Here is a 9510-nt window from a genome sequence, read left to right as displayed (position 1 = left end):
GAGCTTGCTCGACTGCTTTGCGCGAACGGCAGTCGAGCAAGCTCGACTCTACAAAGGCCCGCGTGCAGCATGGCGGCCGGTAGCACCAGGCAGGCTCCGCCGGGCATGGCCCGGCGCTACCAACAAAAAACCCCGGCGTTGGCCGGGGTTTTTCGTTGCGACAGATCTGATCGTTTCGATCAGAAGTTCATGTCGAAGGCGACTTCGCCCTGCACGCCGACCTGGTAGGCAGAGACGCGGCGTTCGAAGAAGTTGGTTAGTTCCTGCACGTCCTGCAGTTCCATGAACGGCAGCGGGTTGCGCACGTTGTACTTCTTTTCCATGCCCAGCTTGGCGAAGTGCTGGTCGGCGCAGTGCTGCAGGTACTGGCGCATGTCACGGGTCGAGATGCCGGCCACGCCACCGGACAGCACGTCCTCGGCGAACTGCACTTCGCATTCGATGGCTTCGGCCAGCATGTCGTAGACCTGCTGCTTCATCTCGTCGTCGAACAGGTCCGGTTCTTCCTCACGCACCACGCGCACCGACTCGAACGCGAACTCCATGTGCGCGCTCTCGTCGCGGAACACCCAGTTGGTGCCCGAGGCCAGGCCCGGCAGCAGGCCGCGCGAACGGAAGTAGTACACGTAGGCGAAGGCAGCGAAGAAGAACAGGCCTTCGATGCAGGCGGCGAAGCAGATCTGGTTGAGCAGGAACTGGCGGCGCTCGGCACGGGTCTCGATGCGCTTCAGGTCCTGGATCGAGTCGATCCACTTGAAGCAGAAGTCGGCCTTCTTCTTGATCGAGTCGATGTTCTCCACCGCGGCGAAGGCTTTGACGCGCTCTTCCGGATCCGGCAGGTAGTTGTCGAGCAGGGTCAGGTAGAACTGCACGTGCAGCGCTTCTTCGTACAGCTGGCGCGACAGGTACATGCGCGCTTCCGGCGCGTTCAAGTGCTGGTACAGGTTCAGCACCAGGTTGTTGGACACGATCGAGTCGCCGGTGGCGAAGAACGCGACCAGGCGGTGGATCAGGTGGCGCTCACCCGGCGACATCTTGCTGTGCAGGTCGGTGATGTCGATCTGGAAGTTGATCTCTTCCACCGTCCAGGTGTTCTTGATCGCGTTCCGGTACATGTCATAGAACTGCGGGTAGCGCATCGGGCGCAGGGTCAGTTCAAAACCGGGATCGAGCAGCATCTGCTTGGGCTTGTCGGCCATGGGTGTTTCCTTGTCTTCTCGGGTCAAAACGCCGGGCATGGCCCGGCGCTACCTTGGTGTTTTCTGCAGTCGAGCATGGCTCGACTCTACAAAGGGGTGTGCCGGCCAAAGGCCGCCACGGCCGCTTTTATTGGCAGGCCTCGCAGGCTTCCGGGTTTTCCAGCGAGCAGGCGATGGCTTCGTCCGGGCTGAACACCTTGGCCGGGGCTGCGCTGCTCACCGTGGTCTTGGCGATCTTGGTGGCCGGGCGCGAACGCAGGTAGTAGGTGGTCTTGATGCCCTGCTTCCAGGCGTACATGTACATGGAGGACATCGCGCCGATGTTCGGGCTTTCCATGAACAGGTTGAGCGAGGCCGACTGGTCGATGAAGGCACCACGCTCGGCGGCCATGTCGATCAACGAACGCATCGGCAGTTCCCACGCGGTGCGGTAGACCTCGCGCAGCGTTTCCGGAATCTGTGCCACGCCGGCGATGGAGCCTTCGGCCAGCTTGATGGCGTCGCGCATGTCGGCGGTCCACAGGCCCAGCTTCTTCAGCTCGTTCACCAGGTAGCGGTTGACCTGCAGGAAGTCACCGGACAGGGTCTCGCGCTTGAACAGGTTGGACACCTGCGGCTCGACGCACTCGTAGCAGCCGGCGATCGAGGCGATGGTCGCGGTCGGTGCAATCGCGATCATCAGCGAGTTGCGCAGGCCATGCTCCTTGATGCGGGCACGCAGGGCATCCCAGCGCGCGGTGTCTTCCGGCACCACGTTCCAGGCGTCGAACTGCAGTTCGCCACCGGCGGCGCGGGTGTCGTTGAACGACGGGTGCTTGCCGCGTTCCTGGGCCAGCTCGCAAGAGGTTTCCAGCGCGTGGAAGTAGATTGCTTCGGCGATCTTCTTCGACAGGGCGCGGGCTTCGGCGCTGTCGAACGGCAGGCGCTTGCGGAAGAACACGTCCTGCAGGCCCATGCAGCCCAGGCCGACCGGACGCCAGCGCAGGTTGGCGCGGCGGGCGGTTTCGATCGGGTAGAAGTTCAGGTCGATGACGCGGTCGAGCTGGCGCACGGCCAGGCGCACGGTCTCGGCCAGCTTCTCGAAGTCGAACTCGTTGTGCTCGTCGAAGTGGTTGCCCAGGTTGATCGAACCCAGGTTGCACACTGCGGTTTCATCGTTGGAAGTGACTTCCAGGATTTCGGTGCACAGGTTGGACAGGTGGATCACGTTGCCCGGACGCAGGGTCTGGTTGCTGGCGCGGTTGCACTTGTCCTTGAAGGTCATCCAGCCGTTGCCGGTCTCGGCCAGCGTACGCATCATGCGGGCGTACAGCTTGCGCGCGGAGATGGTGCGGTTGGCCTTGCCCTGGGCTTCGGCCTGCAGGTAGGCCTGCTCGAAGGCTTCGCCGAACAGGTCGGTGAACTCCGGCACGACGCGCGGATCGAACAGCGACCATTCCTGGTCGGCCTCGACGCGCTTCATGAACAGGTCCGGCACCCAGTTGGCCAGGTTCAGGTTGTGCGCACGGCGGGCTTCGTCACCGGTGTTGTCACGCAGCTCGAGGAAGTCCTCGACGTCGGCGTGCCAGGTTTCCAGGTAGACGCAGGCTGCGCCCTTGCGCTTGCCGCCCTGGTTCACCGCGGCCACGGACGAATCCATGGTCTTCAGCCACGGCACGATGCCGTTGGAGTGGCCGTTGGTCGACTTGATCAGCGAACCACGCGAACGCACGCGGGTGTAGCTGACGCCGATGCCGCCGGAGAACTTCGACAGCTGGGCGATGTCGCCGTACTTGGAATAGATCGACTCCAGCGAGTCCTGCGGCGAATCCAGCAGGAAGCACGAGGACAGCTGCTCGTGGGTGGTGCCGGAATTGAACAGGGTCGGGCTGGACGGCAGGTAGTCCAGGTTGCCCATGCGCTTGTACAGCGCCAGGGTCTCGGACACATCCTCGCTCAGCGCGCTGGCAATGCGCAGGAAGAACTGCTGCGGGGTCTCGATCACCTTGCGGGTGTGCGGATGGCGCAGCAGGTAACGGTCGTACAGGGTACGCAGGCCGAAGTAATCGAAGTTCAGGTCCAGCGAGATGTCGATGGCATCGTTGAGCTTGCGCGCGTTGGTCTGCACGAAGTTCAGCAGGCGGTCGTTGATCAGGCCGACTTCATGGCCACGGCTGACCGACTGCGAGAAGGCGTAGATTTCCTGGCCCGAGACTTCCTTGGCGATGTAGTTGGCCAGCAGGCGCGCAGCGAGGCGGCCGTACTCGGGCTCTTCACCGATCAGCAGGGCGGCGGTGCGGATGGACAGTTCGTCCAGCTCGCGGGTGGTGGCGCCGTTGTACAGGCCGGAAATGGTGCGGGTGGCCACGCGCATCGGATCGACGGCGTGCAGGCCTTCGGAGGAACGCTGCACCGCGCGCACGATCTTGTTCAGGTCCACCAGTTCGGTCGTGCCATTGCGCTTGGTCACACTCATCGCGTTGGCCGTCGGCGGCGACGTCAACAGGAATTCGCTTTCCTTCTCGATGGTGGCGCTGGATTCGGTGGTCACGGCGTGTGTCCTCTTGGCGTGATTGGTGGGTGCTCGATGCATCGGGTGACGCAGCCCGGGACATGACAGCCCAGGATGGCAGGACGGCGTCGCAGGGGATGAGACCCTGCGCCTGCCACTGCCGTTGACGATCGCGGATGGGTACCCCGGGCACCCCCTGGAATTGGGGTTGCTGCGACCGACGGCCACAAGATAGTGGGGGTAATGGGGTCCGTCAACGCCAAATGTAGTGAAATTCGGCAATCCCTTGCGCCGCAAGGATCGTGCCATCGGCGCCCGGATCAGACGCTTCAGACCTGCCGGAACGGGCTGCGCAGTCAAGCCCGAAAGGCGTCATCGCGGTGGTACAACGCACCGCGAAAACGGAACAATGACAGCTTCACATGACAGTGATGAAACTGGCTAGGGACAACCCTGTGGATAGCTGGTGGGCAGCCGGTGGGAATCCGGTGGACGGGTGACTTCCGGCCGGTGACGCCCGCGCGCTGGCAGCGGATGCTGGCCGCTCGCTCCCGGAAAAGGATGCTCCGATGCACCTGCGGTTGCCCGCGCTGGCCCTGCTGCCTGCCCTGTTCATTGCCCCAGCGCTGGCCGCCGAGGGGCCGGACCTGCGTTCGGACCAGTGCGGTATCCACACCGACTATGACGTGCTGGTGGACAGCGGTGGCATCTGGCTGCGGCATGGCCCGCAGGCGCCGCATGAAGTGGTGTTCCACGACGGCGAGCTGAGCCTGGATGGCAGGATGGTTACGGTCAGCGCCGCCGACGCGGCCCGCCTGCGGCAGATGGAGGCCGGGGCACGGCAGCTGATGCCAGCGGTCACCGCACTGGCCCATGAAGTGAGTGGGCTGAGCTTCGACGTGCTCGACGGGGTCTATGAGAGCCTCACCGGCACCGCCAACAGCCGCAAGGTCCGGCGCCTGCGCCGGCAGGCCGATGACTGGATCGGCGGCACGCTGGGCAAGGGTTACTGGGAACAGGCAGTGTTCGGGCCGGGCTTCGAGGCCAAGGTGCAGGACATGGCCGAGTCGCTGTCCGCGTCCATCGCCCGCAGCGTGCTGTGGCAGGTGTTCACCGGTCGCAGCGATGCGATGGAGGAACGCGCCGACCGCCTGGACGCGCAGATGGAACAGCAGCTGGAAGGCCGCGCCGAGCGCATCGAGGCCCGCGCGCAGGCGCTGTGCCCGCTGGTGCAGTCGCTGGCAGACGCCCACGACGCGCTGGAAGTGCGCTACCAAGGCCAGCCACTGCGGCTGCTGGAGCGCGGCGAGAGCGTACGGGTGGGGCACGGCGATGGCTCGGGCCTGCATATGTCGGCCGGGCCGGATGAGCGGCCGCGTGGGAATGCGGTGGCGCCGACCCGGTAACCGCGCGGCGGATGCCGGCCAGCGGCCGGCACTACCGGAACCCTGGCCGGCAACGCATTTGCCTGGGTGGCGCCCTCATGCCCGGTGCGGGGTACCCAGGTACTCGGCGCTCTGCATCTCGATCAGGCGCGAGGCGGTGCGCTCGAACGCGCCCTGCAGGCGCTGGCCGGTGTACAGCTCGATCGGCGAGGTGCTGGCGGTGCAGACCAGGTTGACGTGGCGGTCGTACAGCTCGTCGATCAGATTGACGAAGCGGCGCGCGGCATCTTCGTTCAAACGGTCGAAGGCGGGGATGCCGCCCAGCAGCACGGTGTTGAACTCGTGCGCGATCTCGATGTAGTCCGACGGGCCACGCGGGCCCTCGCACAACGCGGCGAAATCGAACCAGGCGATGCTCTTGCCACGGCCGCGCACCGGGATCTTGCGGCCTTCGATCTCGATGTTGCCGGGCTTGGCCGGCTGGCCGCCGCTCAGTTCGTTCCAGCGCGTGGCCAGCCACTCATCGCTGTCGGCAGCCAACGGTGCGCGGTACACCGGCGAGCGGGTCAGCGCGCGCATCCGGTAATCCTCGGTGCCCTCGGCGTACAGCTCCACGCAGAAGCGCTGCAGCAGGCCGATGGCCGGCATGAAGCTCTCACGCTGCAGGCCGTTGAGGTACAGGTTCTCCACCGCCGTGTTGGAGGTGGTCACCAGGGTCACGCCCTCGGCGAACAGGCGCTCCAGCAGCCGTGCCAGCAGCATCGCGTCGCCGATGTCGGTGACGAAGAATTCGTCCAGCACCAGCACGCGCAGGTTGCTGCGCCATTCCTGGGCGATCTTCGCCAACGGGTCGCTCTGCCCCTGGTGCTCGCGCAGGCGCTCGTGGACGCTGCGCATGAAGCGATGGAAATGCGTGCGGTACTTCTGTTTGATCGGCAGGCCGTCGTAGAACAGGTCGACCAGGAAGGTCTTGCCACGGCCGACGCCGCCCCAGAAGTACAGACCCTTCACCGGCTCGGGCTTCTTCCAGAACGAGGACAGGCGGTCCAGCCAGCCGTCTTCGGCGCTGTCGACCAGGCCCAGGTGGATGCGGTCCAGTTCGGCCAGCGCTGCGTGCTGGGCCGGGTCGTTCTGCCAGTCGCCACGGGCAACCCCTTCCGCGTACCGCTGCGACGGGGTCAGCTCGGTTGCACTCATGCCGCTGCGCCCAGCCAGTGCTTCACGCCGTGGGTCAGCGCGCCACGCAGATCGATCAGCTTGCGGTGGAAGAAGTGGCTGGTCTCGGGCATGCGCACCAGCTCATGCGGGACGTCCAGCGTGTCCAGCCACTGGTAGACGGCCTGCGGGTCGACGATCTCGTCCTGCTCGCCCTGGATCACCAGCCAGCGGGCCGGCGGCGCGATGCCATCGAAATCCCAGCGGCCGGCCGGCGGTGCGATCGAGATCAGCGCTTCCGGCTGCAGCGCGGCAGCCGCCTTCAGCGATACGAACGAGCCGAAGCTGAAACCGGCCAGCCACAGACGGTCGTCGGGGCGCTGGCTCTGCACCCAGGCGGCGACGGTCTTCAGGTCATCCTGCTCGCCCACGCCGTGGTCGAACTCACCGGCCGACGCGCCGACGCTGCGGAAGTTGAAGCGCACCGTGGTGATGCCCAGCTCGCGCAGGGTGGTGGCGGTCATGGTGACCACCTTGTTGTGCAGGGTGCCGCCTTCGGTGGACAGCGGATGGCAGATGATGGCCACGATCGGCTGCGCCGACACATCGGCCTTGGGCAGGTCGACGACCACTTCCAGCGGGCCGGCCGGGCCGGCCAGTTCGAGGCAGGCGGTTTCGCCGGGGGCGACGGGGAACGAAGGCTTGTGCATGGCACCATGATACCGTCCCCTGCCCCTGCCCTGTGCCCGCCCCATGCTCTACCTGTCCTTGGCCGTGATCTGCAGCGTGCTGGTTTCGGTGTTGTTGAAGGTGGCCGGACGCCGCCAGCTGGATGTTTCGCAGATGGTCACCTGGAACTATCTGGTGGCGGCAACGCTCACCGCCGTGGTGCTGCAGCCGCCGCTGGACGCACTGCGCGCGCCACATGCCCCGTGGCTGTCGCTGCTGGCACTGGCGGTGGTGCTGCCATCGATCTTCCTGGTGCTGGGCCGCGCGGTGGCGGTGGCCGGCATCGTCCGCAGCGACGTGGCGCAGCGCTTGTCGTTGCTGCTGTCTTTGGCCGCCGCCTTCCTGTTCTTCGGCCAGACTGCGACGCCGTGGAAGCTCGCCGGTCTCGGCCTGGGCCTGCTGGCGATGGTGGCGATCAGCCTGCGCCCGCGCGGCCCGGCGGTGGCGTCCTCACCCGGCGGCTGGGGCTGGCTGCTGGGCGTCTGGGCCGGGTTCGCGGTGGTCGACGTGCTGCTCAAGCAGGTGGCGCTGTCCGGCACGCCGTCGATGGCGGCGGTGCTGGCCAGCTTCAGCGTGGCCTTCGTGCTGATGCTGGCACTGCAGCTGTGGCGGCACGCCAGTGGCCGCAGCCGGTTGGCTTGGCGCAACCTCGGTGCGGGCGCGCTGCTGGGCCTGCTCAACGGCGGCAACATTCTTTTCTATGTGCACGCGCATCAGTCCATGCCGGAGAACCCGGCCACCGTGTTCGCCGGCATGAACATCGGCGTGGTGGTGCTGGGCGCGCTGGTGGGCGTGTTCGCCTTCGGCGAGGCCACCACGAAGTGGAACCGCGCCGGGCTGGCGCTGGCGGTGCTGGCGATTGGATTGATCGCCTGGGGCTGAGCCCGGCCTCGGGGTCAGAGCCCATTTCGGTGGAATGGGATCCGACCCGACGCTGGGCGTTATTTATCGAAGCCCAGCAGCAGCGGATCGTGGTCGGAACTGCGCCACGGGCCCTGCACGTTGCGGCCCTGGTAGCCGCTGGCGTCCTGTTCGTCGGCATTGCTGTGCCACTCGGCGGCACCGCGCAGGCGCTGGGCCATGCCCGGGCTCAGCAGCGCATGGTCGAGGCGGCCGGTATAGCCGTTGTAGACGTAGCTGTAAGGATGCTCGACCTGGGCGACCTTGAATGCGTCCTGCCAGCCCAGGTCATGCAGGGTGCGGATCGGGTCTTCCATCGCGTAGGCGTTGAAATCGCCCAGCAGCACCACGTCCTTCACCTTCAGGCGGCCAGCTTCGGCCTGCACCCACTGGTTCAACTGCTTTGCCGATTCCACCCGGGTGGCATTCCAGCAACCCTGGCCATCGTTGCGGTCGGCATCGCCGCCGCTGGCATCACGGCAGCCCTTGGACTTGAAATGGTTGGCGACCACCATGAACGGTGCGCCCTTGCCCTGGAAGGCCTGCGCCAGCGGTGCGCGGCTGTGTTCGGCGAAAGGACCGTCGGTTCTGGTCAACGGCTTGCCCAGCGGCTTGAACGCGCTCCTGCGATAGATGATGCCAACCCGGATCGGGTTGCTGCCCGGCCCCTCGCCGGCATCGACGAAGGCCCACTGCTTGTCGGCGGCAAGACCGGCGTTGAGGGCGCTGACCAGTTCGGCGATGGCCGACTGCGGGCCATAGCCATCGTTTTCCAGTTCCATCAACGCGGCGATGTCGGCACCGAGCGCGTTGACCGTGGCCACCAGCTTGCCGACCTGCGCCTTGTGCTCTTCCAGCGTGCGCGCGCCGCGCAGGGTCGGGAAGCCACCGCCCTGGCCATCGCCATTGAAGAAGTTCTCCAGGTTGAATGCAGCGATATGCAGGCTGCCCGGCACCGTCGGCACCGCCGGACGCTTCAGCTCGGGCAACGTGAGTGCACCCTCGACCTGCAGGCGCGGACGGCCCTGTGCGTCCACGTGCACGACACCTTCCACATTGCGCAGCTGCATGCCGGTGCGCAGCACCGGGTTGGCTGGCAGGTAGGCCACGCTCGCCGGGTCGCGGGCTTCGCTGCCGTCGTCCAGCAGCAGGCGGCGGCGCTGGTTGTCGGCCATCACCTGCTCATAGCCGGCAGTACCCGGCGCGGCCACTTCGGTCGGCTGCCAGAGGCGGCCATCGAAGGCCACGGTGAGCTGCCCAAAGCGCTCCAGGCCATCGGTGCCGGCCAGGGTGAGCGGTGCGGCGATGCGCACGCGCTGGCCATCCAGCGCACGCCAGTCGGCCGGTGCGGTGGTCAGCACCACGGTGGCGCTGCTGCGCGCGGCGGACGGCGACGCGACCGGTGCGGCCTGCGGCTGGGCCTGGGCAAAGGCGCCGGCCGGCAGCAGCAGGGACAGGGCAAGGGCGAGGGAACGGCGGCGCATCGACGGGCGACTCCATGGAAGAGGCGCACAGACTAACCCTGAAATACGAAACCCCGCCTGCGGGCAGGGTTTTGACCTTGGTGGGCAAAGCCTGGGGAGTGCCGGCGGGGGGGGGGGGCGACCGAAAGGGTCCAAAACTACCAAATGGTGGAGAGGGAAGCGCCGCC

7 protein-coding genes are annotated in these 9510 nt (G+C 66.4%); 2 read left to right on the top strand and 5 right to left on the bottom strand.

What is annotated here, in order from left to right:
* Window positions 1-179: 179 nt before the first annotated feature.
* Together ABE423_RS19705 and ABE423_RS19700 are read right to left on the bottom strand one after the other, a co-directional pair.
* The gene (locus ABE423_RS19705; RefSeq protein ID WP_008264781.1) at window positions 180-1199 is read right to left on the bottom strand and encodes a ribonucleotide-diphosphate reductase subunit beta; all 1020 of its coding nucleotides are present in this window, start codon (window positions 1197-1199) and stop codon (window positions 180-182) included.
* A 127-nt stretch (window positions 1200-1326) separates the two neighbouring features.
* Window positions 1327-3729, bottom strand: coding sequence for a ribonucleoside-diphosphate reductase subunit alpha (locus tag ABE423_RS19700; RefSeq protein ID WP_032128210.1), 2403 nt, complete (start codon window positions 3727-3729; stop codon window positions 1327-1329).
* Between the two features lie 530 nt (window positions 3730-4259).
* Here ABE423_RS19700 and ABE423_RS19695 point away from each other — a divergent pair.
* Entirely contained in the window at window positions 4260-5096 is an 837-nt protein-coding gene (locus tag ABE423_RS19695; protein ID WP_180838043.1) for a DUF2884 family protein, read from the top strand.
* A gap of 75 nt (window positions 5097-5171) precedes the next feature.
* Here the strand turns inward: ABE423_RS19695 and zapE are convergent, their stop codons facing one another.
* Together zapE and ABE423_RS19685 are read right to left on the bottom strand one after the other, a co-directional pair.
* The gene (gene zapE, locus ABE423_RS19690; RefSeq protein WP_125895454.1) at window positions 5172-6272 is read right to left on the bottom strand and encodes a cell division protein ZapE; all 1101 of its coding nucleotides are present in this window, start codon (window positions 6270-6272) and stop codon (window positions 5172-5174) included.
* Entirely contained in the window at window positions 6269-6940 is a 672-nt protein-coding gene (locus ABE423_RS19685) for a CocE/NonD family hydrolase (RefSeq protein ID WP_180838042.1), read from the bottom strand. Before ABE423_RS19685 ends, zapE begins: the two co-directional genes overlap by 4 nt.
* 43 nt (window positions 6941-6983) lie before the next feature.
* Between ABE423_RS19685 and ABE423_RS19680 the strand changes: the two genes are divergently transcribed.
* Window positions 6984-7841 (top strand): EamA/RhaT family transporter, encoded by an 858-nt coding sequence (locus ABE423_RS19680; protein WP_180838041.1) that lies wholly within the window; start codon window positions 6984-6986, stop codon window positions 7839-7841.
* 59 nt (window positions 7842-7900) lie between these two features.
* Here ABE423_RS19680 and ABE423_RS19675 read toward each other — a convergent pair whose 3' ends face one another.
* The gene (locus ABE423_RS19675; RefSeq protein WP_049400583.1) at window positions 7901-9343 is read right to left on the bottom strand and encodes an ExeM/NucH family extracellular endonuclease; all 1443 of its coding nucleotides are present in this window, start codon (window positions 9341-9343) and stop codon (window positions 7901-7903) included.
* Between the last annotated feature and the right edge of the window lie 167 nt (window positions 9344-9510).

Origin of the sequence: Stenotrophomonas sp. TWI1409, assembly GCF_039673015.1 — a bacterium.
Classification (GTDB): Bacteria; Pseudomonadota; Gammaproteobacteria; order Xanthomonadales; family Xanthomonadaceae; genus Stenotrophomonas; species Stenotrophomonas maltophilia_A.
Note: the sequence above shows the minus strand (reverse complement) of the source record. Positions and strands in the feature narration are given on the sequence as shown.